Source organism: Paenibacillus sp. 481, from assembly GCF_021223605.1.
GTDB lineage: Bacteria > Bacillota > Bacilli > Paenibacillales > Paenibacillaceae > Paenibacillus_B.
This window is the reverse complement of the sequence record NZ_CP075175.1, coordinates 4,459,868-4,486,028: the sequence shown is the minus strand read 5'-3', so window position 1 is coordinate 4,486,028 and position 26,161 is coordinate 4,459,868. Positions and strand designations below refer to the sequence as shown.

General features: G+C 46.9%; 23 protein-coding genes. 8 read left to right on the top strand and 15 right to left on the bottom strand.

Annotation, left to right across the window (positions count from 1 at the left end; all coding sequences use genetic code 11):
- Nucleotides 1–147: 147 nt before the first annotated feature.
- Together KIK04_RS19655 and KIK04_RS19650 are read right to left on the bottom strand one after the other, a co-directional pair.
- The gene (locus KIK04_RS19655; RefSeq protein ID WP_232275277.1) at nt 148–1,209 is read right to left on the bottom strand and encodes a sensor histidine kinase; all 1,062 of its coding nucleotides are present in this window, start codon (nt 1,207–1,209) and stop codon (nt 148–150) included.
- A complete protein-coding gene (locus tag KIK04_RS19650; RefSeq protein WP_232275276.1) occupies nt 1,206–1,922 on the bottom strand; it encodes a response regulator transcription factor in 717 nt (238 codons plus the stop codon). Before KIK04_RS19650 ends, KIK04_RS19655 begins: the two co-directional genes overlap by 4 nt.
- A 259-nt stretch (nt 1,923–2,181) precedes the next feature.
- On the opposite strand from KIK04_RS19650, the gene KIK04_RS19645 reads away from it, so the two are divergent.
- Both KIK04_RS19645 and KIK04_RS19640 read left to right on the top strand, forming a co-directional pair.
- The gene (locus tag KIK04_RS19645) at nt 2,182–2,496 is read left to right on the top strand and encodes a DUF485 domain-containing protein (RefSeq protein ID WP_232275275.1); all 315 of its coding nucleotides are present in this window, start codon (nt 2,182–2,184) and stop codon (nt 2,494–2,496) included.
- Entirely contained in the window at nt 2,493–4,025 is a 1,533-nt protein-coding gene (locus KIK04_RS19640; RefSeq protein ID WP_232275274.1) for a solute symporter family protein, read from the top strand. The genes KIK04_RS19645 and KIK04_RS19640 overlap by 4 nt, the downstream gene beginning before the upstream one ends.
- Nucleotides 4,026–4,139: 114 nt before the next feature.
- Here the strand turns inward: KIK04_RS19640 and KIK04_RS19635 are convergent, their stop codons facing one another.
- From KIK04_RS19635 to KIK04_RS19610, 6 genes are all read right to left on the bottom strand, one after another.
- Nucleotides 4,140–5,006 carry a DegV family protein gene (locus tag KIK04_RS19635; protein WP_232275273.1) on the bottom strand — a complete coding sequence of 289 codons (867 nt, stop codon included), beginning with the start codon at nt 5,004–5,006 and terminating at the stop codon, nt 4,140–4,142.
- Between the two features lie 105 nt (nt 5,007–5,111).
- Nucleotides 5,112–5,516, bottom strand: coding sequence for a DUF350 domain-containing protein (locus KIK04_RS19630; RefSeq protein ID WP_232275272.1), 405 nt, complete (start codon nt 5,514–5,516; stop codon nt 5,112–5,114).
- A gap of 31 nt (nt 5,517–5,547) precedes the next feature.
- Entirely contained in the window at nt 5,548–7,011 is a 1,464-nt protein-coding gene (locus KIK04_RS19625; protein ID WP_232275271.1) for a glutathionylspermidine synthase family protein, read from the bottom strand.
- Nucleotides 7,012–7,014: 3 nt separating this feature from the next.
- Entirely contained in the window at nt 7,015–7,395 is a 381-nt protein-coding gene (locus tag KIK04_RS19620; protein WP_232275270.1) for a hypothetical protein, read from the bottom strand.
- A 60-nt stretch (nt 7,396–7,455) separates the two neighbouring features.
- Nucleotides 7,456–7,965 (bottom strand): hypothetical protein, encoded by a 510-nt coding sequence (locus KIK04_RS19615; RefSeq protein WP_232275269.1) that lies wholly within the window; start codon nt 7,963–7,965, stop codon nt 7,456–7,458.
- A gap of 168 nt (nt 7,966–8,133) precedes the next feature.
- On the bottom strand, nt 8,134–8,502 hold the full coding sequence (locus KIK04_RS19610; protein ID WP_232275268.1) for a winged helix-turn-helix transcriptional regulator: 369 nt from the start codon (nt 8,500–8,502) through the stop codon (nt 8,134–8,136).
- A gap of 206 nt (nt 8,503–8,708) precedes the next feature.
- Here KIK04_RS19610 and KIK04_RS19605 point away from each other — a divergent pair, with 206 nt between their 5' ends.
- The 3 genes from KIK04_RS19605 (at nt 8,709) to KIK04_RS19595 (ending at nt 12,680) form a co-directional block, all read left to right on the top strand.
- Nucleotides 8,709–9,980, top strand: a complete 1,272-nt coding sequence (locus KIK04_RS19605) for a CapA family protein (protein ID WP_232275267.1) — start codon at nt 8,709–8,711, stop codon at nt 9,978–9,980.
- Nucleotides 9,981–10,134: 154 nt separating this feature from the next.
- The gene (gene rbsK, locus KIK04_RS19600; protein WP_232275266.1) at nt 10,135–11,100 is read left to right on the top strand and encodes a ribokinase; all 966 of its coding nucleotides are present in this window, start codon (nt 10,135–10,137) and stop codon (nt 11,098–11,100) included.
- 524 nt (nt 11,101–11,624) lie between these two features.
- On the top strand, nt 11,625–12,680 hold the full coding sequence (locus KIK04_RS19595; protein ID WP_232275265.1) for a LacI family DNA-binding transcriptional regulator: 1,056 nt from the start codon (nt 11,625–11,627) through the stop codon (nt 12,678–12,680).
- A gap of 125 nt (nt 12,681–12,805) precedes the next feature.
- On the opposite strand, the gene KIK04_RS19590 is transcribed toward KIK04_RS19595, so the two are convergent.
- The 5 genes from KIK04_RS19590 to KIK04_RS19570 form a co-directional block, all read right to left on the bottom strand.
- Nucleotides 12,806–13,618 (bottom strand): carbohydrate ABC transporter permease, encoded by an 813-nt coding sequence (locus tag KIK04_RS19590; RefSeq protein ID WP_232278824.1) that lies wholly within the window; start codon nt 13,616–13,618, stop codon nt 12,806–12,808.
- Nucleotides 13,619–13,721: 103 nt separating this feature from the next.
- Complete coding sequence (locus KIK04_RS19585) at nt 13,722–14,597, bottom strand: carbohydrate ABC transporter permease (protein ID WP_232275264.1); 876 nt, start codon at nt 14,595–14,597, stop codon at nt 13,722–13,724.
- Nucleotides 14,598–14,644: 47 nt separating this feature from the next.
- Complete coding sequence (locus KIK04_RS19580) at nt 14,645–15,991, bottom strand: extracellular solute-binding protein (RefSeq protein ID WP_232275263.1); 1,347 nt, start codon at nt 15,989–15,991, stop codon at nt 14,645–14,647.
- A 136-nt stretch (nt 15,992–16,127) separates the two neighbouring features.
- On the bottom strand, nt 16,128–18,101 hold the full coding sequence (locus tag KIK04_RS19575; RefSeq protein WP_232275262.1) for a helix-turn-helix domain-containing protein: 1,974 nt from the start codon (nt 18,099–18,101) through the stop codon (nt 16,128–16,130).
- Nucleotides 18,102–18,134: 33 nt separating this feature from the next.
- Nucleotides 18,135–19,931, bottom strand: coding sequence for a cache domain-containing sensor histidine kinase (locus tag KIK04_RS19570; protein ID WP_232275261.1), 1,797 nt, complete (start codon nt 19,929–19,931; stop codon nt 18,135–18,137).
- Between the two features lie 356 nt (nt 19,932–20,287).
- Between KIK04_RS19570 and nhaC the strand changes: the two genes are divergently transcribed.
- Complete coding sequence (gene nhaC / locus KIK04_RS19565; protein ID WP_232275260.1) at nt 20,288–21,670, top strand: Na+/H+ antiporter NhaC; 1,383 nt, start codon at nt 20,288–20,290, stop codon at nt 21,668–21,670.
- Between the two features lie 130 nt (nt 21,671–21,800).
- On the opposite strand, the gene KIK04_RS19560 is transcribed toward nhaC, so the two are convergent.
- Entirely contained in the window at nt 21,801–22,523 is a 723-nt protein-coding gene (locus KIK04_RS19560; protein WP_232275259.1) for a TerC family protein, read from the bottom strand.
- Nucleotides 22,524–22,984: 461 nt separating this feature from the next.
- On the opposite strand from KIK04_RS19560, the gene msrA reads away from it, so the two are divergent.
- Entirely contained in the window at nt 22,985–23,965 is a 981-nt protein-coding gene (msrA, locus tag KIK04_RS19555; protein WP_232275258.1) for a peptide-methionine (S)-S-oxide reductase MsrA, read from the top strand.
- Between the two features lie 89 nt (nt 23,966–24,054).
- Here the strand turns inward: msrA and KIK04_RS19550 are convergent, their stop codons facing one another.
- Complete coding sequence (locus tag KIK04_RS19550; protein ID WP_232275257.1) at nt 24,055–24,972, bottom strand: protein phosphatase 2C domain-containing protein; 918 nt, start codon at nt 24,970–24,972, stop codon at nt 24,055–24,057.
- 298 nt (nt 24,973–25,270) lie between these two features.
- Between KIK04_RS19550 and KIK04_RS19545 the strand changes: the two genes are divergently transcribed.
- Nucleotides 25,271–26,131 carry a DegV family protein gene (locus KIK04_RS19545; RefSeq protein WP_232275256.1) on the top strand — a complete coding sequence of 287 codons (861 nt, stop codon included), beginning with the start codon at nt 25,271–25,273 and terminating at the stop codon, nt 26,129–26,131.
- Nucleotides 26,132–26,161 lie beyond the last annotated feature (30 nt).

The window sequence follows — 26,161 nt, the reverse complement described above, 5'->3', positions numbered from 1 at the left end:
TATAACCATTACCGTTAACCTACGAACATTGAATTAGCTTTCAATGCGCGGCAACAAACTTACAAAATTGTCATCTACTCGTTGCGAATATGAAAAAGCGCTCCTCTCTAGCGTCTGCTAGTCATTGAGCGCTTAACATCCATATAGCTACATCAGATTGCGATACAAGCTGTCGCCAGCAAAACGAAGCGTCACACTCGTTCCTTCGTTTACCTTCGAACGGATCGAAATCGTATGCCCCAAATTGGCCGTTACTTTTTTAACTAGATATAGCCCCATTCCTGTCGCATCGCCTTCACGTCGTCCATTTTCACCCGTAAAGAACGGATCGAACACACGCGGCAAATCATGCTCAGCAATGCCTATACCCTCATCGTTGACATGGAGCAGTATCGCATTTTCGTCCACTTCAATTTGGAATTGCAAAGTTTTGGTGCCCGGTAGATGCTTCGAATACTTAATAGCGTTGGTCACTAACTGCGTCAAAATAAAGACGAGCCATTTCTCGTCACTCTCTACAAATACGTCCGCACCACTCACCTTAGGGTAAATGTGGTACCGAATGAGTGCCTTCCTGTTCTGGTTAATAACTTGACGGATCATTTGCTGCAAGTTCAACCTCGACACGTGCAAATCAAGTTCAAATTTGTCTAGACGTGCCGTGTGCAGCATCATGTCGAGTCCGCGTGTTAGCCGATCTGCCTCTTCAGCGATACTGTGCATGAGCTGCTCCGCCTGCTCGTGGGTCATGGGACCCGCGTGCTGCTGCGTCAGCAAATGAATAACGGACACAGGCGTCTTCATATGGTGGACCCATTGATTCGTAAAATGAACATGCTGCTCCCTTTGCTGGCGCATCACGATCAAATCGTTCGTAAACGCTTGATATTGGCGCGTGATGAGTTCATGAATTTGCTGTTGCTCCTTTGTTGCAGGATGTTGCAAACAAAGGGTGAATTCACTTTCGCTCAAGCTAGCTGATGCATGATTCATCTCTACATACCACGGTCTCATCTTCTTATAATCATATAATAAACCGAGCACAATCACACAGGTCGCCAATATAAAAATGTAAATCAAGCTGTCGCTACGTATGTATCTTTGCCCTATTCCTAAGTCCAACCAAACGACGACAAGTGAGATAAATACGGCAACTAAGCAAGCTGCGATAATGCGTAATCGGTCTCTACAATATTGCCAAAACGTCATGCTGGTCCCCCATCTTCAACCCAAGTAGCCTGCAAGCGGTAACCTTGCCCACGCACCGTTTCAATCGCCTTGCTAATGCCGATTTCCTCCATCTTCTTACGTACACGCGTAACGTTTACAGTTAGCGTATTATCATCAACAAAGTCAACATCATCCCACAGCGTTTCTAACAGCGTTTCTCTAGAGACTACATGACTAATTCGTTCGAGTAGACAACATAACAGCAACGCTTCATTTTTCGTTAGATCCACACGCTGCTCCTGCCATTCCAACGTATTTTTTGTACGATGCAAAATAAGTCCGAACACATTTACTTCCTCACCGCTATTCCCGCTGCTGCCCGCATATTCCCCATACGTACGGCGCAGTACGCCCTTCACTTTTGCTAATAATACATCGAGATGAAAAGGCTTCGTTATATAGTCATCCCCACCATTTTCAATCGCCATCACTTGATCCATCTCTCCAGTGCGCGCAGACACGAAAATAATCGGTGCATTCGTCACCATCCGGAATTGACGGCACCAATAAAACCCGTCATAAGCAGGCAAATGAATATCAAGCAATACGAGATCGGGATTAATTTGCAGCAGTTCTTCTTTTAAGGCGGTGAATTGAGTCGCCCTTGTGACGTCATAGCCGTATTTTGTTAACGAAGATTGCAATATGGAAGCAATTTTATCGTCATCTTCAACAATCATTATTCGATACATATTGGTTTTCCTCCATCCAATAACTACTCATCTTGCTGTTGTCTGTTTCCCGATAACCATCATAGCATAAAGGAATAAAGCTTCAAACAGCGCCTCCAAAACCGTCCTCTTAAAGAAATATTTGACGATATTGTGAACAGTCTCTTATAATCAGATTCAGGGGGTGGAAGCGTTTTCTTATTATCAAATTCTTTTCATGTTAAACGGTTTCAATGTCGTGTATCGGTCATCTGTAACCATTTGAAACGGAGGTCGAATAATGAAGCGAAACGAAGTCAATTATGCCGCAATGGCAAAATCAGCTCCATTTAAAGCATTAATGAACAGTAAAAAACGATTTATTGTTCCCCTAACCCTATTCTTCTTCGCCTTTTACTTCACGTTGCCTATCCTGACTGCATACAGCACGATCTTAAATGAACCGGCAATAGGCTCCATTTCCTGGGCTTGGGTGTTTGCGTTTGCACAATTCGCTATGACTTGGGCGTTATGTATCATCTATGCAAGACGAGCTGCTAAATTTGATAAAATGGTGCAGCAGCTTAATCGGGAATGGGGAGGGGGGCGCGGATGAATACGACTGCTTTTTCATTGTTTTGTTTTATTGTGTTCTTAACGATGATCATTACGTATATTGCATCCAGAAAAACCAATTCAGCGTCTGATTTCTATACGGCCGGCGGTGACTTAAAAGGCTGGCAAAATGGTCTCGCTATTGCTGGAGACTATATGTCTGCCGCCTCCTTTCTTGGTATCGCGGGTTCAATCGCCATCGTCGGCTTTGACGGTTTCTTCTACTCGATCGGCTTCTTAGTCGCCTACTTAGTCGTACTCTACTTGGTCGCAGAACCACTACGCAATTTAGGAAAATACACGCTTGCCGATATGATTGCCGCACGCTTTAATAACAATAAGGTGCGCGGTATCGCCGCTCTCAACACAGTCACGATCTCCACGTTCTACATGATCGCCCAATTGGTTGGAGCTGGCGCCCTTATTAAGTTGCTGCTCGGGATTGACTATGTCTGGTCCGTCATCATCGTAGGTTTCCTCATGACTCTGTATGTCGTATTTGGTGGTATGCATGCTACTTCTTGGGTTCAAATCATTAAGGCCATTTTACTGATGGGTGGCACCTTGTTATTATCTATCATCGTCTTCTCCAAGTTCAACTTTAGCTTAACGGGCATGTTTGAGCAGATGAAGACCGCCACACCGCTCGGCGATTCCTTTTTAAATCCAGGCAATAAGTATACGAATTCACTTGATACACTTTCGCTTAATTTAGGCCTTGTTCTAGGTACAGCCGGCTTACCCCACATCCTGATTCGCTTCTTTACAGTTAAAGATGCGCCGACCGCACGCTCTTCTGTCGTCTATGCAACATGGATCATCGGCCTATTTTATATTATGACGATTTTCTTAGGCTTTGGTGCAGCTGCATTCGTGGGTAGTGAAGCGATCTTGGCACAAGACAAAGGCGGCAATATGGCTGCGCCGCTACTTGCTCAAGCTTTAGGAGGCGACTTCTTCTTTGCGCTGATTTCTGCTGTCGCTTTTGCCACCATTTTGGCAGTAGTGACCGGCCTTGTCTTGTCGGCAGCATCTGCCTTTGCCCATGACTTTTACAATCACATCTTGCGCAAAGGAAAAGCAAGTGAGAAAGAGCAAATGACGGCAGCACGCTGGGCTTCCGTAGGCGTCTCGCTGTTATCCATCGTGCTCGCACTGCTAGCTTCTAATTTGAATGTTGCTTTTCTAGTTGGCTTAGCTTTCGCTGTAGCCGCGAGTGCGAATTTGCCTGTCATTTTGTTTACCGTCATTTGGCGGCGCTTTAATACGATCGGCGCCATTAGTGGGATGCTCACAGGATTACTGTCGGCTATATTGCTGGTCGCGATTAGTCCAAGTGTGTGGGATCCGAATGGCAAAGCCATTTTCGTGGGCGATCCTCTAATCGATTTAACGAATCCAGGTATCATTTCCATTCCGCTAGGTTTCTTGGGCGCTTGGTTGGGAACCATGCTGTCCACACGCAAAACGGATGTGGATGAGAAGTTTGATGAAGTGTTAGTGAAGGCAAATACAGGTATTCATATGTAATGGCCTTATCCAACGTATAGCAAACAAAGCTAAACGCAAAAGGCTGTCCCCGCTCTGAACTACACTTAAGCATGGGGACAGCCTTATATGTTAACGTCAAAGTAACACTGTAATTTAAGTATGAGATCGCTCTAATGTAGTCTGATAAGTAACGAGTACACAGCCTTCACCCGAATACGTACCGATAACCGGTCCGATATTGACAAATAGCACACGTTTAAATGGATACTTCGCCAATAAGGATTCCATAAACGTACGGGCACGCTCCTCACAGTTGGAATGAGCAAATGCAACCCAATCTTTGTCTGTGCTATGCCAAGCTTCACCCACTTTGTCAATTAAGCGACGCAGCGCTTTTTGCGTACCGCGCACTTTTTCCAATACCTCAACGGCACCATCCTCGTTCGCTTCCATCACGAGCTTAATGTTAAGCATAGAAGCAACCGTCCCTTTGAGGCGGCTTAAGCGCCCACCTTTAATGACGTTCTCCAACGTATCCACCGTAAAATAGGTCCGAGTCTCTTTTGCGTATTGCTGCATCTTCTGACTCACGGATTGCAAAGTCTCACCTGTCTGAGCTAGTTCAGCAGCACGTACTGCAAGCAACCCAAGTCCTAATGAGGTTGTCTTCGAATCCAACACTTCGACCCGGTTCGGATGTCCTTCTTCTTCATACATCTCTTTGGCCATTAGAGCATGATTATACGTACTACTAAGTTCAGGAGTAATGCATAGCACGAGAATGTCACGATCTGCACTTAGCGATTTATATAGTTCAAGGAATGCCCCTGGTGATGGACTAGCTGTCTTTGGCAATTCTTCTTCCTCTCGCATGCGCTTATAGAACTCTGCTCCGTCCATTTCAGAAGTATGTAGTTCATCTCCAAACCGAACATGGAGAGGAACAACGTTAATTCCGAACTGTTGTGTGATCTCAGAAGTTAAATCGGAGCTTCCGTCCGTAATGATGTGAATGGTCATGTCATTCTCCCGTCTTTCTTAGTCTGTTAACAGCACCGTATCTGTTTCCGCTTAATTATAAAGTGTTGTGAGTAGGAAGACAACGGCTAAATGAAGCCAGTACCGTTAAATAAGCATCGTTCCGATGACGATAGATACCCCGATAATAATACCGCGCAGCAGATGGGCAACGGCTTTATTGCCTTTTGCAATTTCATCACATACACGAAACTGCGGTAAACAGATATCAACAATGAAATAGACGATGCACAAAATAACGATGCCCACAGCCGACCATGCAAGCATCAATACCCACGAACTCGTATTTAAAGATACCATCGCTACGATGATCGCTAAACCGAGCAACTTACTGCCCATGTAGATGCCAGCAGCCTCATTGCCTTTCATAATTTCATCACGATCGTTGAACCGCGTAAGTTTGCTAAATACGAATGCGCCTGCTGCCATAATGAGCGCAATTAGGAGTAAGCCGATTCCAACATTCCCAAGCTCGGATAAAAAGGTACTCATAACAAAATATTCCCTCCATCTTCATAAAGTATCAATTGTGTGATGTATAAAGCCATCCTGGCGCATAACTGGCCAAGTCACCCGTAACAAGCCCACCAACTCGCGGCAATACGCCACCAAACGTTCCGTTCGGCACATAGACGCCTGTTAACAAATATCCTTCTAGCTGCCCATCCTCCGTGTCGAGCTGAACTCGCTCCATCGGAATGAGCTGTTGATAAACTTTGGACTGGTTCTCATAATAGTGCAGTATTTCCCTCTGCTCCTGCTGTACATTTGCCTGTTCGGAATCACGGTCTTCATCCTTTATCGCTTGACCATGCTCATCATACCTAGTCGTCCCTTTCCCTTCCCGCCCCCACAATCCCTTCGCTACATACGGAATACGCTGCCGAATAAACGGCTCTGGTGTCGTATACGTGGGTGGCAAGTAGGTGCGGATCGCACAGACATCCTGTTCGTCAAAGACGTGCTCGTCCGTTAACCAGTCTGACCATTCCGATTGATGCTCTACTAAGGTCCAGATAAGTGCCATAAGCGCTTTACTCTGCAAAATGATCGATTGCGACGGGTTAAGCAAGCCTAGCTTCCCTTCAGCTACGAGTCGCATAAGATGCTCCCCTACAGGAAAGCCTGATGGCGACTGATCGTGAATGAGATACTCTAATGGATAGAGACGATACCATATGTAGACGCGTTCACCATTTGCGAACAGTCCCTCTTCAGGTCGAAGTTCCATTTGCTCCAATGGAACATAGGTAGCATCCCATCCCGCTGCCTGTACGAGTTCCATTAAAAAGAGCGTGTTGGCGCGATCTTCGCTATGATCCCCGAAGCTACTAAACACCACTTTTCGCCCTAATCCTTGCTGCTCATACCAGCGAAGCAAGTCGCATAACGCGGCTTGCAGCCGTTCCGCAAGCGGGGCCGAAATATTGTGCAGCTTGCAGCCAGTGCCTGTAGCTGCTGGCTCCCTTCCCGGATCTCTTCCGGGATTTCTTCCTAGCTCTTTTACTGTATCCCTTACTGCATCCCTTGTTTCCTCCAGCTCCAGCCTCTGCCTCTGCCCCTGCTCCTGCTCCAGCTCCGCAAGCAAGGAGCCTGACAAATACGCAGCCTCCGGTATGCCTGTAGGCGTATCCGCATTATTCTCGATGCACTTCCAACCCTCTGGGCCAAGTATCCAGTCTTGGCGTGCAATGCCCGTATGGGGACATTGCCGACGGGCTGCCTCAACAAGACTCGGATGGATACCCAATTGGTTGACGAGGGACACGTCAGGCAGCTCTGTCTGCACGAAGCGCAGCGCTTTAACGAAGACGCGATGCATCTGTTCGGCAGCTGTGCGTAGTGCTGCCAGTTCTTCTTCTGTATAGCCTACAGCTGTCGTCAAGCAATACGGTTTGCCGTGCATGCGCACGTACGGCACGGTGCGCAGACGCTCCCCTTGAAACGCTTGCGCCGCTGTAAATGGCATCCGAAACGTACGCCTCATGTCCTAACCTCCGCTTGAGTAACCGCTACTTCCAAAACCACTGTAAGACGATGATTTCTTTTTTTTGTAAGACTTATAATAAGAATCGTTGTCAGGATCGTCACAGTCCAATTCTACCTCGTACTTCTTTTCCACGTAGACACATTCTTCTTGATCCGTCATTTTAACTTCTTCGTCCGCGCAGGCTGTTGTCGCTAACACAATGGGCATGCAAGTCATCAATGCATACGCTAACTTTTTCCTTGGCAATGGGACATCTGTTGTCGATGCTTGCACTCGATTCAGACCTGTTTGCTCCACTTCATGCGCATACCACTGTGTAACCATTTGCAAGTTCTGGCCATCATTGTTCAACGGGTCCACTTGCACCATTTCCTCCTTCATCGCTGTTCTCCCCTCGACATGTTATATGTAAAAGATCAATTGCTAATTACCGCTTACTGCTTACTGCTCATGCATTTGCACAAACAATAGGAGTTTGTTCCGATCAGCGTCTAGTACGGTGTACAAAATGTCTACACTGATCCCGTCTACTTCACTATAATGGTCGAGCAACAAGGATGCTACATCTAAGGAATGAGGCGGCTTTGATTTGATACTACATGCAAACTGTCCCGTATCACGCTGCCACATTTGCCACTCCACTTCAAACGGCTCAGCCACGTCACAAGCACCGTGAAACAACGTGTGCTCAATCGCCGCTCTATATTCAGACACGACCTCTCCTGACCATGGCCGGACATATATCGTCGACTTTGTGCTGCCTTCACTTTCATTAGACGTATGCTCCCATAGCCGATTAGCGATTACGGTTGCATCAACGAGCTTGCATATAAACGAATAGGAAGCCGCCACCGTCCATGTGTCGATGATCCGACTAATTTCCCCTGTGCTTTGCTCCCACTCCGCATAACGTAAGCATACATTTTCCCCCACCCAATTCGTCTGCTTCATTTCTGGCCCCCTTCCAATCAAACGCCATTTGTATCTGGCTAAAATAGCCATACGAATTTTCGCTAGAAAGGTTCCAATCCATTTATGAACCAACATTAAAAAATGCCGGGCTATCCGGACGATCCCGGTATCCCAGCACTTAATAAATAGTATGATTCTCTGTGACTGCTATGATTTAGCTTCCTGTTCGCTAGTTTCAGCAATAAAGCAATCGCTTGTATCTTCCACCCAAGCTTCTGCCCAGTCAGAAATGGATTTCATGACTGGCTCCAATGCGCGTCCTTTATCCGTGAGTGCGTACTCAATTCGGACCGGCGTTTCTGGATAAACGTTACGCACAACGATTCCTATCGATTCTAAGTCTTTCATCCGTTCGCTCAACATTTTGTCGCTCATTGTAGGAATGAGAGCGGAAATGTCCTTGAACCGTTTAGGGCCGCTTAGCAGCACTTTAATTAGCAGACCGTTCCACCTTTTTCCCAAAACACAGAACGCTGCCTCGAATCGTGGGCACATACTCGTATGGTTTTGTTCCATCCGTTCACCCCTCCTTGATAAACTTACAAAATGTAAGTACATTGATTTTACCATATCTCTGTAAAAAAAGAAACTAGCTAACCACGTTCGATGTAACATTTTTGATATTTTTTTGCAATGAAGTTGCAACTTTTACCCAAAACATGTGAAATATAATGGTTATGTTATGATGATTTGTAATTCTCAAGTCGCAGGGGGTCTATTGTTTGAGCAACTTTAAAGAGAGCCGTTCACAACGGCATCAACGTTTAAGACAAAAGGAGAAGCGCAAGCGAACGTCCAAGCTTCGATGGCTGAATAGGATTCTGGCACTTGGTGTGTGCGCTGCCGCCGTTTTATTTTTTACGACTGGGACCTTTAAGCAAATGTTCTGGAATGAAAACAGCCATGCTCAACCGCCTGCACCAAACAAACAACAGCACTCCTCTGAGCAACCGCACCGCGATCAACAACAAGGAGAATCCAACAACGTTCCCAACGATAATCCAACTGATAGCAACGATACGCACCCTATTACGCACGAGCCTATCAACATTATTTTTGCTGGCGACGCCTTAATGGATTGGTCTGTAAAAGAGACGATTCGTAGCAAAGGGCCTGATTACCCTTTCAAATACGTTGCTCCAGCTGTAACGAAAGCGGATTATGCAGTTGTCAATTTGGAAACGGCCGTCACAACCCATGATCAAAAAGACCCGAATCAACTTTACAATTTTAAATCCGATCCGATTTCATTAAAAGGAATTAAGAACGCTGGTTTTGACTTGGTCACTATCGCCAACAATCATGCCCTTGATTTTAAACAAAAAGGGTTTCTAGATACGCTCAATCATTTGCAAGATTATCAACTACCGTATGTTGGTGGCGGCAAAAATGCAGAAGAAGCGTATCGAGCGCATGAAGTCACGCTAAAAGGTAAAAAAATTAAATTTCTTGCCTTTTCCCGCTTTATTCCGCAGACGTATTGGTTTGCTGGTCCAGATCACCCAGGTATTGCGGAGGCGTACAACAAATCAAGTGTATTACCCGTTATCGAGCGTGAGCGCAAAGACTGTGATTATTTGCTTGTTTATATGCACTGGGGCGTGGAGAAAAAAAACCGACCTGAACCGTGGCAGCGTACTTACGCTCGCGAAATCATTGATGCGGGCGCGGACGCTATTGTCAGCAGCCATGTTCACGTGTTGCAAGGGTTCGAGTATTACAAAGGAAAGCCTATCGCGTATTCGATCGGTAACTTTTTGTTCCCTGATTACGTGCGCAACGATAAGGCTGATACAGGATTGTTAACACTTACGCTGCAAGATGGCGAAATTGCGATGCAGTTCGATCCTTATTTTATATACAAAGACCAAATTATCAAAAAAGAACCTTCTTATGACAAAAAACAATTGCACTATTTGGAATCGATCTCATACGATGTTACAATAGACGGAAAGCAGGTTAAGGATGCAGTGAAAGTGAACCAGCATCCTTAACCTGAACGACGTCAAGCACCGTGACGCTCGTTGAGCGCTAACACAATCCGATTCCATGACACAGTAAACGCGCATCTGCTTTAATTCGGGTGCGCGTTTATGCGTTTATTAGCCTTTTTCATTACTCTGCGTATGATTTGAAAGGAATGACACCATGAGCTTAATCAACAGACTTAGCCGTCCGAACATTACGGTTATCGGTAGTATAAATATGGACCTGGTTACCGTTACAAACAAGATGCCGGATGGCGGTGAAACGGTTCACGGCGAACAATTCGCTACCTTGTGCGGCGGTAAAGGGGCAAATCAAGCCGTCGCCTGTGCGAGACTCGGCGCAAATGTTACCTTTATCGGAGCCGTTGGCAACGATGCGTTCGGCGAAATTATGGTTAATAACTTAAAACAGGAAGGTGTACATACCGAGCTGATCGCAGTCCGAGATGATGTCGCTTCGGGAACAGCCACGATTGTGGTCGCCGACAACGATAATCGCATTATCGTCGTGCCTGGTGCTAACGGTAAAGTGAGCGCTGCACAAGTACAAGAGCACGCGGACATCATCCGTCAATCAGATCTTGTGCTGCTTCAACTTGAAACTCCGCTACCGACGGTAGAGGCGGCGGTTGAACTGGCATATGACGCGGGCAAGCTCATTATTTTGAATCCTGCGCCTGCCGTGAAATTACCAGCGTCCTTACTGGACAAAGTGTCGTATGTAACTCCGAACGAGCATGAGTTAGCTATCTTGCTAGGCAACCCTGCTTCCGTACATACAGTAGGATCAGCGTCGCCAGATGTAGTAGAAGCAGATGTTAAAGCTGCGCTGCTACAACATCTACCTGGTCGAGTCGTAATGACGAAAGGTGCTGAAGGAGCCTACTGGACAGACTCCACTGGTAGTGTACAGCGTACGGCGAGCCATTCTGTCCAAGCCGTCGATACGACTGGCGCTGGAGATACGTTTAACGGTGCGTTAGCAGTAAAGCTAGCCCAAGGCTTTGCCCTTCAAGAAGCCATATCATGGGCTGTTGCCGCTGGTGCTCTATCCGTAACCAAGTTCGGCGCGCAAAGTGGCATGCCGACTGATGATGAACTCGAATCGTTTATGGCACAACTGTAAAGCTTTATTGGTGCGCATTGCGCGCATATTATGTATGCATGTAACTCACCTATGAACCCCTACCACAAGCGGAAGCGGCCGGATCGTGCAACGGCCGCCGCTTGGCTGCCCAGTTACTTGCTTGCTTACTAATCGTTTACAGAGCTATATGGCTACATGAGTTACTTTAGCAACTTCGGCTACTTTGTCTACTTTGGCTACTGAACTACATGATCTGCATGATCTGCATTAGCTACATTGAGCACTTGGCTCTATCACTTAATCATTTACTTCCTCGATGGCGTTCATTTCAAGCCGAGCAACTAGACCATTTCTAACACGGAACGAACCATTCGCATGTAATTGCAAAAGAATTGTTAGCTAAGCACAATATGGAAAGACTCTAAACTAACGTCACTTTTAAATTAAATTTACCTCGTCTGCAAATTTATGTTTCTATTTTTGGACAATTCTGCTAAACTAAAATGAAATCGGTATAACTTTCTAGTGTTCGCATCGACTATTAAATAGTAGGAGTAATGACTATGGCTACGATTTATGATATTGCCAAGCGAGCGAATGTATCAGCTATGACTGTGTCGCGTGTCATCAACAACACAGGTCGTGTAAGTGAAAAGACACGAGCAAAGGTCAAGAAAGTAATGGAGGAAATGCAGTACATCCCGAACTCGGTGGCGCGATGTCTCGTCACACAAGAATCGAAAGTATTGTCCCTTCTCATCTCAGACATTGCAAATCCCTTTTTCACAACGATGGCACGTGGAGCTGAAGATGCCGCCATGCGGCAAGGCTATCGACTTATGTTTGGTAATAGTGATGAAAGTATTGACAAAGAGCGGGACTACGTCGAAATGATTTTGTCCATGCGTGTTGACGGTGTATTGTTTGCACCGAGCAGCGACCGCTCACTTCAACATTTGGAGTGGCTCCAACGTAAAAATGTTCCTTTCGTACTGTTAGATCGTGAAGTGACTGGCATCGAAAGTGATGCCGTGCTTGGCGACAGTCGCGAAGGAGCACGTAAACTTGTTACGGAGATGATTCAACGTGGTCATCGACGAATTGCAATCATAATTGGTCAGGTGGACATTTCAACTTCACGAGAGCGCCATGCTGGGTATATGGACGCCTTAAAGCTAGCCGACATTCCCTATGATGAGTCGCTTGTGATGATGAGCAGTTATCCATCACAACATGGCAGATTCATATTCAAAGATGGATGGCTAAACAGCAATGGCTCCGAGCGTCCAACCGCTATTTTTGCGGCAAATAACATGCTTGCCTTATCGGTATTGCAAACCGTGCGTGATCTAGGGTTGCGCGTACCTGATGACTTGTCTATCGCATGTTTTGATGACTTCGGTCGTTTAGAAGAAGCAAATCCGTTCTTCACCGTCGCTTCCCAGCCTGCCTACCAATTTGGCGAACTGGGTATACAACTACTGCTCGAACGTATTCGTGACCGCAATCGCGCTGTTCGACGCATTGTCTTGCCATGTAGCATTCATTTGCGACAATCTGTCGCAGCTGCATTGGGTGCAACTACGCCGAAGCACGTATCAAGTTATTTTTCTGGTTAATTTTCCACATAACCTCTAACCACACTCGAAAATGAAACCAGTTGCATCTGCAGATCCGGACGGACAATTGTCCTCCCATTGTCCATTCCTTCTAAGAAGCTCATCCGTCCGGTAACATACACACCTTAACCCTTTACTGCGCCAGCCGCCATCCCTTTCATTACTTGCTCTTGAAATAAAATGTAAATCACGATTGTCGGCAGTGCCGCCAATGACAGTGCAGCCATCGTAAGTTTATAGTCGGTCGCGTAGCCTGTAGCAAAGACCGATAAACTAAGTGGCAGCGTCTTCAAAGCTGGGCTATTTATAAATACTAGCGCGAAAGCAAAGTCGTTCCAGAACCGTAAAAAGCCTAAGATTGCGACGGTTGCCAAGGCTGGAAGCGCTACGGGAAGCATGATACGGTAGAAGATGCCGTAATAATTACTTCCATCGACGAGTGCTGCTTCTTCCATTTCCTTCGGAATGTTCGCCAAATATGCAGCAACGACAAATACCGCGATTGGCAACTCAAACGCCGTATAGGGCAAGATGAGCGCCGCATATGTGTTCAACATCCCCATTTTGCTCATCATAATAAACAAAGGGACAAGCGTGCTATGAATCGGAATCAGCATCCCTAGTACGAACAACAGATGAATAATAGAACGGCCGCGAAACGAAAACCGCGCTAAGACATAGGCGGCCAACGCACCTAACAATAACGTTAGTACCAGCGCCGTTGACGTCACGATGAGTGAATTGACCATGGCTGTTCCCATACCCGACACTTCCCACGCACGAGCAAAATTGGACCATTGCCACGTCGCAGGCAGACCAAAAGGAGAGGCGTAGAACTCCGCATTCGTCTTTAGCGCACTCATGAACAACCACATGAGTGGATACAATGTCACAAGCGCGTAAATCCCTAAGCTTGAAGAGACGAGCATTTGCTTCATGTTCCATTTTCGAGTACTGCTGCCTGTCTCTCCTGTTACGATGAACGTCATAGCGGCTAATGGCTTCATGATAAGTCGCCTCCTTCTGATTAGGCTAATCGTCTTAATGAGTTTCTTTGCGCATTAACCGCTGAGAACCCGCTACCATAAGTAAGCTGATGATTACGATTAAAGTGGAAACTGCACTTCCGTAGCCAAACCGATAAACGGTAAATGTGCTGTTGTACATATAGGATGCAAGCAGCTCCGTCGCATGCGCTGGTCCGCCATTTGTCATCACATAAATCAAGTCAAACGCCTTTAAGCTGCCTGAAATACACAGCACAATGGCTACTTTAAGCGTATCCCAAATTAATGGGAGTGTGATCTGGACGAGCTTGCGCAAGCCGACTGCACCGTCTAGCTGGGCAGCATCGTCTAGTTCGGATGGAATGCTATGCAATGCTGCGAGAAACATAATTAAATACGGACCAATATAGTTCCAAATGAGCGGTATCGCGATCATCCACATCGCAATGCTCGGATCTGATAGCCACGCATGCTTCCACTCTTCCAAACCGACTGCGGTCAAGAGAGCATTAAGCAAGCCTGTTTGTGGGTGATAAATGTTCGACCAGATGATGCCGATTACGACCGATGAAAGCACCATCGGCATAAAGACTGCGGAGCGAATGAACCGTTGAAACCATGTTCCCCGCTTCAACAGTAGCGCAAGCAAGAGCGCAATCGGCACTTGGCCGAATACGGATGCCGCAACGACAATCATATTATTTTTAAACGACAGCCAGAACACCGGGTCTGTCAACGCCTCCACGAAATTGTCCAGACCGATAAAGCGTGCTTCGCCCAGCCCTTTCCAATCAAAAAATCCGTAGTATGCCGACCAAAAGATCGGCACGATTACAAATAGAACATACAACAAGAGAGCGGGTGTCAATGATATCGCAATAAAGGAACGTTGATGGGACCAACTACGCATAAGAGCTCTCCTTTCTCGGAACATTCATGGAACTTGCATGAGGCGTATTATTTTCCGAGCGCTTTCGCCTGTGCATTTTGTATTTTTTGCGCAATATCTTGTGGGTTTCCACCCATTAGCAACTCCTGTATCCCGTTATTCACGGCATCCGTTCCTTCGCTCGTCAGCATGGCATCATATACAGGTGTTCGCTTTACCTCATTTACGAGTCGATACAGCTCTGCAAATAACGGCGACACTTTCGTTGTATCCAGCTCTACTTTGTAGCTAATTAATTGATTCGATTCGAGTGTTTTCTTTTGGGCTTCAGGACCACTCATCGCATAAATGAGCTTGTAGGCCGCCTCTTTCTTTGCCCCTTCTACCTTACTGCTTAAACCTAGCCCCACACCCACAACACCAGAAGTGGAATTCGCGTCCCCTTTACCTGCTGGCACAACAGGCAGTACAGTTGCCCCCATCTGCTTCAACGTTTCTGCCGTAGCATTCGCCGTCAAATTCGTAAGCGCCCAACCGCCATCGATCATCATCGCAGCTTGGCCTTGCGCAAACATCATTTCCATTTGTGTGTTGTCAATGCTGTTAAAGCCTTCTTGGAACGCTCCTGCCTGCTGTAATCCTTGTAACAACTCCAACGCACGCACGAATTGCGGATCTGTAAATTTCGCTCCATCTTGCTTCGCTGCTTTAACGAACCAATCCGTGCCTGTTACTCGATCAGCCAAGGAGCTAATAATGCTGGATTGCGCTAACCATGCCGCCTTGTTACCCAGCGCAATCGGCGTAATATTTTTTGACTTCAATGTCTGAACGGCAGTCAGCAATTCGTCCCACGTCTTTGGTACAGCAACACCGTGTGTCTCCAAAATGGTTTTGTTGTAATACAAAATGGACGTTGGTGTATACCCCATTGGCGCACTATAAATGTTGCCGTCCACCGTATAGTCATCAAATGACCCTGGTAAAAAACCATCTTTCCATGTCTGCTGACTATTCAGCAGCTCATTAATTGGCTGTAGCAGCTTGCCACTATGAAATTCGCGCGTCATCGTGCCTGGCCACATCAAAAATACGTCAGGCATCTCATTAGCTGCTGCTACCGTTTTTAAACGTGTACGATAGCCATCTGGCGGAATAGCTTGCACGTCCAACTCAATGTTGGCATGCTGTTGTTTAAATTGCTCAATCACTTCCCTCATCGTCTTCGCACGCAGATCGTCCCCCGTAAAATTGTGCCACAAGGACAACTTGACCGTTGCTACCTCTTTCCCTTTATCAGCTGATCCCGACGCACTGTCTTTTCCTGATCCACCTGTCGAGCCTCCCCCACTACATGCCGAAAATAAGGAAGCAACGAGCACAAATACGAGCATCATCATCCATTTTTGACGCATTTACATTCCCTCCTGACTTATTCTGTACTCCATTTCAGCGACGCCACTAGTGAACGAAATCATCATGAATGGGGCCGTTGCTATATATCTAGTGTAAAGAAAGCGCTTTATTAATCGTTAGGGATAAAATTAGGCGCTAGAGGGGACGGTTTTCGTCACGTGCTGAACAATGATCACGGAATTCAGATGGCGTACAGCCATAATATTTTTTAAACAGTTGCGAAAAATATTTCAAATCCTCATATCCAACGAGCCGTGCAACCTCTGTCACTTTGGCAGCTGAATCGCGCAGCATCTGACTTGCACGCGCCAAACGAGCTTCGGTGACAAATTCGAGGTAGTTCATCCCTGTCTCTTGCTTAAATTTTTCACTTAAATGATTCGGATGCACATTGACGTGCTTGGCTACGTGTTGCAAGGTTAATGTTCCATCTGCTCGCTCACGAATATATCTCATCGCGCTCCTCACAAAGGAAGCCGTCGCCCCTGACATATAGTCCCGATAGTGCTCCATCGCTGCGTGAAGCGCGTCAAATAAGGCTTGCTCCCATGCAAGGCGATTTGCGGTGCGCGGCGACATGATTGTGCCTGTTTCCCAGTCTGTTCGATGGGTATGTAATTTCGGTTCAGAGGCTTGCGTAGTCCGGCGAGTCTGGGTATCAGGGGGTAGTGCAGCAGCACAGCGATCCAGCCAACGTCTGGCTGCAACGAGCAGCGATTGCCCATACGATTGCACCGACTCCGGCGTCGCATGCTCGCTTGCGATCAGTTGACTCACAATGCCAGACAACCATTGGCGCAATTGTTCTGGCTGACCGGACTTGAGCGTCTGAATCAGCTCGTCTTCAACTACAGCTGTACAAATCGTTGGTTGTCCTAACCGCCGTCCGCTCTCTTCATAGGTTAAGTAACGGCGGCGCCGACTCGCGCTGTCAACTAACCAATAATAAGCAGCGGCCTCTAAAGCATCTGCGTAGGAAACGTTCCATTGTTCCGGAGCTATAACCGAACGCCCGATTCCGGCGTACAACTGACAGTTTAGTTTACGTTCAATAAGGGCGAGTACATAATCCCACTTGTTGTTGCGGTCTATGCCATTGGTGTTGTGGCTCATGCCATTGGTGTTGTGGTTCATACCGTTGGTGTTGTGGTTCATGCCATTGCCACTATGTATGTGATTTTGATTGTGTTTGTGTTTGTGATTGCCTTTGTAGTTGCCCATTACATCATGGCGTGCACGCACAACAACGATGTGCGGCTCGATGCGAATGATCATACCTTCAATCAGCTCATGCAGCATGTTATGTACGGCAAACAGCAGCAAGCTGTTTTGTTGTTTATCCCAGCCAGATGCGTGGATACAAGCAACTTCATAGACCGTTGGGCCCGACGTTGAACCATCATGCACCGCATCTTTAGTAACCGTAGAACCCCCAGAGCCCGTTTCCATACTGACCTCACTGAATGGCGCGCTACGCATGGCTAAGCTCTCCCACTCGTCGGTTCTGCCCATTCTGCCTGTTCTGTCCGTTCTGTCTGTTCTGTCCGTCCTGTCCGTTCTGTCCGTTCTGTTAGCTCCGTCAGTTCTTCCGGTTATTCCAACTGCGTCAACAAATAAGTTAGCTGACATGTTCGTTTCCGCCTGCACAGTCGTATGACCCAGCAGCAACTTCAACAACTGCTGCTCGCGAATCGAGGCCTCCTTACGTACGTTAGCTCGCTCTGTCTCCCGCTTACTTATAATTCGCTCCTTCGCACGAAGCGCAGCTTTAATAATGTCGTCAGGGTGACTAGCCTTCAATAAATAATCGTACACCCCGATCCGCAGCGCTTGCTGGGCATACTGAAACTCATCGTAGCCAGTTAACACAATCGTTTCGCTTAACGGGCTTACTTGCTTAATATAAGCTGCCAAAGTAAGCCCACTCTCACCTGTCATTCGAATATCCGTTAAAACAAGCTGCGGCTGCTCATTCCTGACTACAATCATTGCCTCTTCCGCTGAAGCACATGGCGGTAGCACTTCAAAGCCAAGCTCAGACCACGGAATAACTTGTACCAAGCCCGTGCGAATAATAACCTCGTCATCGACAATTAACAGCTTTAACATGTAAATTCCCCATCTCCTTAAAAAGTGTCTCCCCTACCCGTTTACTCCTATCGGAATTTCAAACGTCACTTTCGTTCCTTTGCCAAGCTCGCTTTCGATCAGAAGCTGCGCCTGATCACCGTAATGCAACCGCAGCCGCTGCTGTACGTTGTAAACTCCGTAACTGCTACGCTGTTCCTCCGTCAGCTGCGCACGCAACCGCGCAATCGCCTCCGCATCCATACCGACGCCGTTATCTTGTACACAAAACCGGATGTGGCTATTATCAACTAACGCCACCTCAATCGAAATCACAGCCGCAGCGTATACCGCGCTCTCTTCATTTTGAAACATGCATCGTTCAGTCGCCTCCACTTGCACAGACGGCATTTTTAACACACCGTGAATAAGCGAATTTTCTACTAGTGGTTGCAACAGCAGCTTCAACGTAGAAACTTGTTCAAGCTCCGTTGGCAGTGTCACAACGAACTGAAAGCGCTCTGGGTAACGGATCGCTTGAATATGCAAATAATGTGTAACGTGCGCAATTTCCTGCTCGATAGGACAATATTCCAAGCCCCGGTTTAAACTGAACCGCAAAAAATGGCTCAATGCCCCTACCATATCCGCTATTTTACGATTCCCGTCCATCCAAGCAAGCCACTGCACAGAGGACAACGTATTATATAAAAAATGAGGCTGAATTTGAGCTTGGAGTGCTTGTAAGTCCGCTTCTTTTTTACGAGCCTCGTTCACTTTCACTTGTTCCGTTAACCGAGCAATATTGTCATTCAAGCGATTGTAACTACTCTCAAGCAATCCGATTTCGTCTTGCGAAGTAATAGGTACACGCTCAAAGGGACGGTCTGGCTGCACCTTGCGAATACCGTGCGCGAGCCGGATTAATGGCATCGTAACGCGTTTAACAAAAAATAACGCCGCACCTGAAATCACAATGAACGCGATGCCAGCTGTCAACACCGTCAATTGCAACACATAGCGATTTTGCGCACTAAACGCCTCATACGGAATAACGGCATACATACGCCACGGCGCAACCGGCACAGGCATCGTGACGACAATATGTCGATCATCGTGCTCGCCGACATCTATAAACTGTGGTTCGCTGCCCTTATCTAATTCATGCAGCACCTTTGGCCACCTCGCACTTGCTTGCATAGAGGCGTTGCTCGCTACGAGTCGGCCTTGCTCATCAAGTAATAGCATGATGCCGCTATCGATCGTCGCATTGCGCAGCTTATGTTCTAACACGCCACTATCTATGCCGATAGATAACATGCCCATATGCTCAAACGTACTCATACTGCGAAACGGACGCACAAGCGACACCGTGCGTAAATGCCCTTTACTCGTAAGTAAATCAAGCGGCGGCGACCACCATTTCGTCTTTTTTTCCCAAAAAGAGCTATGAATAAGTGGTACATGCTGATACAGCTGTGAAGAGAATATCGTCGTATTGGTCAGCTCGGAATTACCATTAAAAGGGATGATGCGAATGTCTGAAATGTACGTTTTGGAAAAAGCCAAGTTAGTCAAAAAACCGATCATACGCATATACGCCGCTGCGTTTGCTTGCTTACTCGATAAATATTGTTGAATTTCTTGTTGTCCAATTAAAAATATAGACATATTTTCCGCATCTTGTGCTATCGTTTCCATAACGGCACTCATCTGACGCAGCGTATTTAAGCTTGCCAGCTTTGCTTTTTCTTCCGTAATAGATGAAGCAATGCTGTAAGAAACGTAGCCTAAACATAAGATGGGAATAATAATCGCAACGACAAGCAGCGCAGAAAGCTTGCGATGCAACGAACCAGTTAACCATTGCACAAAGTCACCTTCTTTTTTAGGAGAGATTTTTGGTGAGGGGTGGATCGCCAGTTGTAAGACGTGTAATACTCATAAATTTGTAAACGCATACATTATAACTGCTGAACAAACGTACGGCCATTCTATTTTCAAAATTAAACATACACAATATGGAACATTACTAAAAAAACAAAAATTTATTGACCAATCGTTAAATAGGAGGTAAAGTATAAAGCATTACTACGAACACTTTAGTGCGTGCAAGCGTGTAAGCGAACAAGCGAGAAAGTGTAGAGATGAGCGAACTTGATTTTTCCTTTACGGGCAACTCATACATTCAAACATCGTTACTGTATTTATAATAAGGAGCTGGCATTATGAATTCTACTCAATCTGAAACGGTTACGTTTAAACAAAGCATTATCATATTCGTAACAATCATTGGTTGGCTATTGCTAACCATACTCGGCTGGCAAGCTGAGCCGCATGTACCCCTTATCATCGCGACTATTTTGACGGGAACATTACTTATGGTATTTGGTCAATCGTGGAAAACCGTCGAAGAATCGCTGCTGAAAGGGTTACAATCTTCCGTCTTTCCGGCTATGCTGCTTGCGCTAATCGGCGTCTTAATCGCTGTCTGGATGATGAGCGGGACAATCCCGACGTTACTCGTCTACGGCACATCATGGTTTCAACCACAATGGTTTACGATTAGTGCCTTGCTGTTGACAGTCGTTGTGTCCATGTTCGTAGGCAGTTCTTTGACGACAGTCGGAACATTCGGCGTTGCACTTATCGGCATGTCCGAATCGATGGGCGTCCATCCTGCGATCGTAGCTGGCGCTGTCGTATCAGGTGCCTGCTTCGGTGACAAAATGTCGCCATTGTCGGACACGACGAACTTTGCCGCCGCTATTTCTCGCGTGCAAATTCCCGATCATATTCGCAATATGACTCGGACGACTATACCTGCGTTTGTACTTACATGTATCGCCTTTTTATTTTTCGGCTCATCAGCGGAGACCGACTTAGCACAGCTGCAAGCGATGCAGCGTGACATTAGCCAAGCGTTCCACATTTCGCCGTGGACGCTGCTGCCGCTAGCGGTTGTACTAATTACCGCCTTTAAGCGTTTGCCGATTCTCGTGTCGATGCTGCTCGGCATCGGTTCAGGGCTCGTTGTCGCTGTCATCATGCAGGGACATTCCAATGTCCCTGAGTTGATGGCTACGATGCAGCACGGCTTTAAGACTACATTCGCAATGGAAGAAGTAGGAAACATCATTAATCGTGGCGGATTGCAGTCGATGACATGGGCAATGACGCTGATCGCCATTGCGTTCTCGCTCGGCGGATTACTGCAACACGGTGGCGTAATTAACGCCTTGTTCAGTCGTGTAATCGCGCCAGTTAAACGGAAAGAAACGCTCGTCGTGTCGAGCGGACTTAGCGCAATCGGAGTCAACGTCATTACGGGCGAGCAGTACATGTCCATTCTGCTACCTGGACAACTGTTCGAAGCCGAATACGAAAAACGCGGTATTCCGCGCTTGACACTATCCCGTACGCTTGAAGATTGCGGCACACTCGTGAACCCGCTAATTCCTTGGGGAGTAAGCGGAGCGATGATGACTAGCGCACTTGGCTTAACGGTGCTTGATTACGCTCCATACGCGTTCTTCCTGTGGTTCTCACCACTATGTACGTTCGCGTTCGCCCTTATTCCAGGCTTGAAGCGACAAACGTTAGGCGAATAACCGATCACCTGTATGTGCTATAAGCCATACGCCATTCACCGTTCGCCATAATCCCAGCCTTACAAGCAAGCCTGCCTTCGCGATCACTCACGAAGACAGGCTTTTTTTCATATGAATATGTGTTAAGACTTTATTCCCCTTGCGCTGGCTTCAGTGAAAGATCGTCATCGTCCGGCAATTGTGTAGGCTTATTCCGCTCCCGTGCCCGCTTGATCAGCCACCCCGTTACAAGTACAACAGCAACGAGAGCTAGCTCGAAACCGTATTTGACGAATCCATTTGCAAAGTAGGGCTTAAGGAAAGATTCACCCACAATCATTTTTCCAGCCGTCCATGCGAGAACTGCGGAGCCCAGCGTTATAATAATCGGGAAACGGTCGATAAACTTCAAAATGATGGTACTACCCAGTATAACGATCGGGATGGAAATGATTAAGCCAAGAACAACGAGTAACGGCGAGTTATGAGCCGCACCTGCGACAGCAAGCACATTGTCTAATCCCATAACCGCATCTGCAATTACAATCGTGCGTACTGCCGCCCAAAAATGGTATTCTGCTTGGAGGTTGTGACTTTTTTCATCCGCCAACAACTTAATTGCAATCCAGATCAGTAGCAGTCCTCCGATTAAGAGCAGACCTTTAATTTGCAGCAAATAGAACACGCCCAGCGTAGCGACAGCCCGAATGGCAATTGCCCCGAACGTTCCCCATAAGATCACTTTCCTTTGCTGCTCCTTAGGCAAGTTCCGCGCTGCCAAGCCAATCACGATTGCGTTATCCCCTGCTAAGACGAGATCAATCAAAATAATCGACATGAGTGCCATCCAAAATTCAGGTGAGAATAATTCCATCCCTACATTCCTCCTTCAAAGTGAATTAAGTAGCTTCGAACACGGGAACAAGAAGACGCCGCTACCCACGCAGGTAACGGCGCCCAAATAAAAAGAGACCTTTACCATTGCGGCAAAGGTCTCGCAAACAACGTAATCCGTTGCCAATAAAGCCGAGGACTCACGTCCCGTAATGACGACTTTACTGTATTAGCTACTCCCCTTTGAAGAAGTATCATGTTCGATTTGAGCTAATGATAGCATGGGGCCACCAAATGATCAACCTTATTTTGCCTAAAAATATAAATATTGCTTGTCCTTTTTTTCGCTTGCTAAGTTGCTCGGCACATTGTACTTCCGGGCACAATTGTATATATTGAGGTTGTATAGTTATTATTGTTGAAATTGCTGTACCGTTGTGAATGTAAAAATATAAATAAACAGCGTGACGCAAAGTCATGTTCGTGAGGGAGGACATACATATGACAGAATCACAAGCAGGCGCTCCTAAATGGGAGCTGGCAACGTTTGCCGGAGGATGCTTTTGGTGCATGGTGACGCCATTTGAGGAGCTGCCAGGCATTCACTCGATCGTATCCGGCTATATCGGTGGACATACGGAAAATCCTAATTATAAAGAAGTATGTACGAACACAACTGGACATGCAGAAGCCGTCCAAATCACCTTTGACCCCGAGCAGTTTCCGTATGAAAAATTGCTCGATATTTTTTGGCAGCAGGTTGATCCTACGGATGCGGGCGGTCAGTTCCATGATCGAGGCTCCTCTTATCGCACAGCTATTTTTTATCATAGCGACGAGCAGCGCGAATTGGCTGAGCAGTCTAAACGTACTTTAGAAGCAAGCGGCCGCTTCGATAAACCGATTGCAACTGAAATCGCTGCCGCGAATACGTTTTACCCTGCTGAGGAATATCATCAAGACTACCATTTGAAAAATTCAGCTCACTATAAGCGCTACCGCCAAGGTTCTGGGCGTGATGTATTTATCGCCGAGCATTGGGGTGTTACAGATACGGAACGAGCTGACTTGAAACATAAACTTTCTCCTATGCAATTTCATGTGACACAGAACAGTGGCACAGAGCCACCCTTCCAAAATGAATTTTGGGATCATAAGCGCGAAGGCATTTATGTGGATATCGTATCAGGCGAGCCCTTGTTCAGTTCGTGCGAAAAATACGATTCCGGCTGCGGCTGGCCAAGCTTTACGAAGCCGCTACGTCCGTTCCACGTCGAGGAGAAGCTCGATTTGGCTCATGGCATGATCCGTACAGAGGTGCGCAGTCGCTTGGGCGACTCTCACCTCGGACATGTGTTTGACGATGGGCCTGCTTCGCAAGGCGGGTTGCGTTATTGTATCAACTCTGCTGCGCTCCGCTTTATTCCGAAGGAAGAGCTGGACGAAGCTGGCTACGGCGAATTTAAGTCGCTGTTTAAATAAAATGAAGAGAAGCCCCGCGCCGCATGAAACCGTTCGATCTCGGTTCCATCCAGCTTGGGGCTTTTTTTTCATATGTAGAGCGTGGACGATTAAAATGAAATAATGATGCCTGTCTTGTCATCACTTTTTTTAAATCGTGGCACTTGGTTGCAATACGCATCGTTGTCCTCATATTGCTGCAAACGCTCAGCATATCGTTGTACGCCATCTTCGATCAACTGCTCTAACCAACTCACCGAAGGCGGGGTGTCATGCTCTCGCCACTCATACAAGCCGTCTGAAATCATAATGAGATGGCTCAAGCCACTTAGCGGCAAGGAACCCGACTCTAGCATCTGATGCAGTTGCGGATCTCCATTCATGACGCTGTAGCCATGCGGCCTATTCGCTTGCCGACGATTGGCGAGCAGCATATCACTAACAGCTTCTGGCCGTTCGTGACGATGCCAGGCTGCCTCATCCTGCTGCCACACGCGCAAAGCGGCGGCATCAAACGGCTCAACTGCATCATGCGTCACCGCTCGAATAGCTCCAGACGTGTAGCGAGCATACAGCATACAGTCCCCTGTTTGTACCCAATGCGCAACATGCTCGTCGAAGATGACTGCCACATGCGCAGCTCCCCAGCGGTGCTCGGGTTGTTGGAACGGTACATTGTGCGCAATCATGAATTGGCGCAGTTGCTCATTTGCGCTTAGCGTTCCCCGCTGAAGCCGTGCAAGCGGCTCTATGCTTGCAGATGCCCTGACCTCGGACTGAATCCCTGAGGTCAAGGTTAATGCGGCTAGCGCCCCGGATGTTCGACCTTCACTATCCGTATAGGCGTCCATTCCGGATACACCGTCAATTACGGCGAAGAGACGGTTTTCGGGACAGACGATCCAACTGTCCTCGTTGCATGGCCCTTGACCTTGCCGTGTTGCTGCTTCCACTTCAACCGTTTGTCTATGTTGTCGAGTCGGTTCGATACGAATGACAACACGTTCGGTTCCGTACGGTGAGCTCATTTATTGATCCCCCCACTATGTATATGTATATTTTTCATTCGTGAACATAGGCTAGTACTTAGTATATTCGCTCCTAAGCGACTCAATCAAAGGCAACGCTCAAATTAGTTGCAACGATCCGAGCTACACTGCGTATTAACAACTGCAACTTACCAAATACGTCCTACATTTTACTGTAATTTTCAGAACGATTTGATTTCTATAAAAAGGATTTCACTCAAATCATGGACGCATTAAATTTTTACAGTATAATGGTATTTGTGAGTTTATTTTTACATATTATTCGGGAGGAAGTACTATGAGCCGCATCAAAATCTTTTCGGACAGCACGTGTGATCTGCCGAAAGACTTGATAGACCAATACGATATCAGCATCATCCCGCTTTACGTTACGTTTGGCGAGACGGCCTATCGCGACGGAGTCGAAATGACAACAGAGCGAATGTACAAGCTAGTCGACGAGCAAGGAAGTTTACCTAAGACCGCTGCTCCATCGCCTGCTGATTTTATGGCTGCTTTTGAGCCTTTCGTTCGGGAAGGGCGCGATATTTTGTATATCGGCTTGTCCTCTGAACTGTCTTCAACTCAGCAAAATGCGAAGCTTGCAGCTGACATGTTGCAAGAAAGCTACACTGCCAATATTTCAGTGTTTGATTCGCTTAACCTAGCAACGGGTATCGGCCTTCAAGTCATGAAAGCTGTACGGGCAGCAGAGGCGGGACAAACCGTTGATCAAATTGTACACATGTTAGAAGCAGTCCGTCCACAAGTGGAGACGGAATTTATCATCGATACGTTAGACTACTTGTATAAAGGTGGACGCTGTAGTGGACTTACGAACCTACTAGGCAGCTTGCTTAAAATACGTCCATCCATTAAAGTTGTGAACGGTAAAATGACGCCCGCGAACAAGACACGCGGGAAACGTGAAAAAGCGTTGGAAAGCTTGCTGAACAACGCCTTGCAGCATGCAGATGAAATGGATGGCGACATGATCTTCGTCACTCATTCGATGTGCTACGAGGATGCAGTGAATATTCGTGCTGAACTTCTAGCACGTACCAACACGCAACACGTATACATTTCCGACACAGGCTGTGTCATTTCCAGCCATTGTGGTGCCAAGACGCTTGGCATCGTTTATGCTAAAAAAAGCTAACGCACACAAAGCGGTGAGCCTGTCATAGGG

Coding starts and splice junctions, on each gene's coding strand:
- KIK04_RS19655 (WP_232275277.1), bottom strand. CDS start 1,209: ATGACGTTTTGGCAATATTGTAGAGACCGATTACGCATTATCGCAGCT.
- KIK04_RS19650 (WP_232275276.1), bottom strand. CDS start 1,922: ATGTATCGAATAATGATTGTTGAAGATGACGATAAAATTGCTTCCATA.
- KIK04_RS19645 (WP_232275275.1), top strand. CDS start 2,182: ATGAAGCGAAACGAAGTCAATTATGCCGCAATGGCAAAATCAGCTCCA.
- KIK04_RS19640 (WP_232275274.1), top strand. CDS start 2,493: ATGAATACGACTGCTTTTTCATTGTTTTGTTTTATTGTGTTCTTAACG.
- KIK04_RS19635 (WP_232275273.1), bottom strand. CDS start 5,006: ATGACCATTCACATCATTACGGACGGAAGCTCCGATTTAACTTCTGAG.
- KIK04_RS19630 (WP_232275272.1), bottom strand. CDS start 5,516: ATGAGTACCTTTTTATCCGAGCTTGGGAATGTTGGAATCGGCTTACTC.
- KIK04_RS19625 (WP_232275271.1), bottom strand. CDS start 7,011: ATGAGGCGTACGTTTCGGATGCCATTTACAGCGGCGCAAGCGTTTCAA.
- KIK04_RS19620 (WP_232275270.1), bottom strand. CDS start 7,395: ATGAAGGAGGAAATGGTGCAAGTGGACCCGTTGAACAATGATGGCCAG.
- KIK04_RS19615 (WP_232275269.1), bottom strand. CDS start 7,965: ATGAAGCAGACGAATTGGGTGGGGGAAAATGTATGCTTACGTTATGCG.
- KIK04_RS19610 (WP_232275268.1), bottom strand. CDS start 8,502: ATGGAACAAAACCATACGAGTATGTGCCCACGATTCGAGGCAGCGTTC.
- rbsK (WP_232275266.1), top strand. CDS start 10,135: ATGAGCTTAATCAACAGACTTAGCCGTCCGAACATTACGGTTATCGGT.
- KIK04_RS19595 (WP_232275265.1), top strand. CDS start 11,625: ATGGCTACGATTTATGATATTGCCAAGCGAGCGAATGTATCAGCTATG.
- KIK04_RS19590 (WP_232278824.1), bottom strand. CDS start 13,618: ATGAAGCAAATGCTCGTCTCTTCAAGCTTAGGGATTTACGCGCTTGTG.
- KIK04_RS19585 (WP_232275264.1), bottom strand. CDS start 14,597: ATGCGTAGTTGGTCCCATCAACGTTCCTTTATTGCGATATCATTGACA.
- KIK04_RS19580 (WP_232275263.1), bottom strand. CDS start 15,991: ATGCGTCAAAAATGGATGATGATGCTCGTATTTGTGCTCGTTGCTTCC.
- KIK04_RS19575 (WP_232275262.1), bottom strand. CDS start 18,101: ATGTTAAAGCTGTTAATTGTCGATGACGAGGTTATTATTCGCACGGGC.
- nhaC (WP_232275260.1), top strand. CDS start 20,288: ATGAATTCTACTCAATCTGAAACGGTTACGTTTAAACAAAGCATTATC.
- KIK04_RS19560 (WP_232275259.1), bottom strand. CDS start 22,523: ATGGAATTATTCTCACCTGAATTTTGGATGGCACTCATGTCGATTATT.
- msrA (WP_232275258.1), top strand. CDS start 22,985: ATGACAGAATCACAAGCAGGCGCTCCTAAATGGGAGCTGGCAACGTTT.
- KIK04_RS19550 (WP_232275257.1), bottom strand. CDS start 24,972: ATGAGCTCACCGTACGGAACCGAACGTGTTGTCATTCGTATCGAACCG.
- KIK04_RS19545 (WP_232275256.1), top strand. CDS start 25,271: ATGAGCCGCATCAAAATCTTTTCGGACAGCACGTGTGATCTGCCGAAA.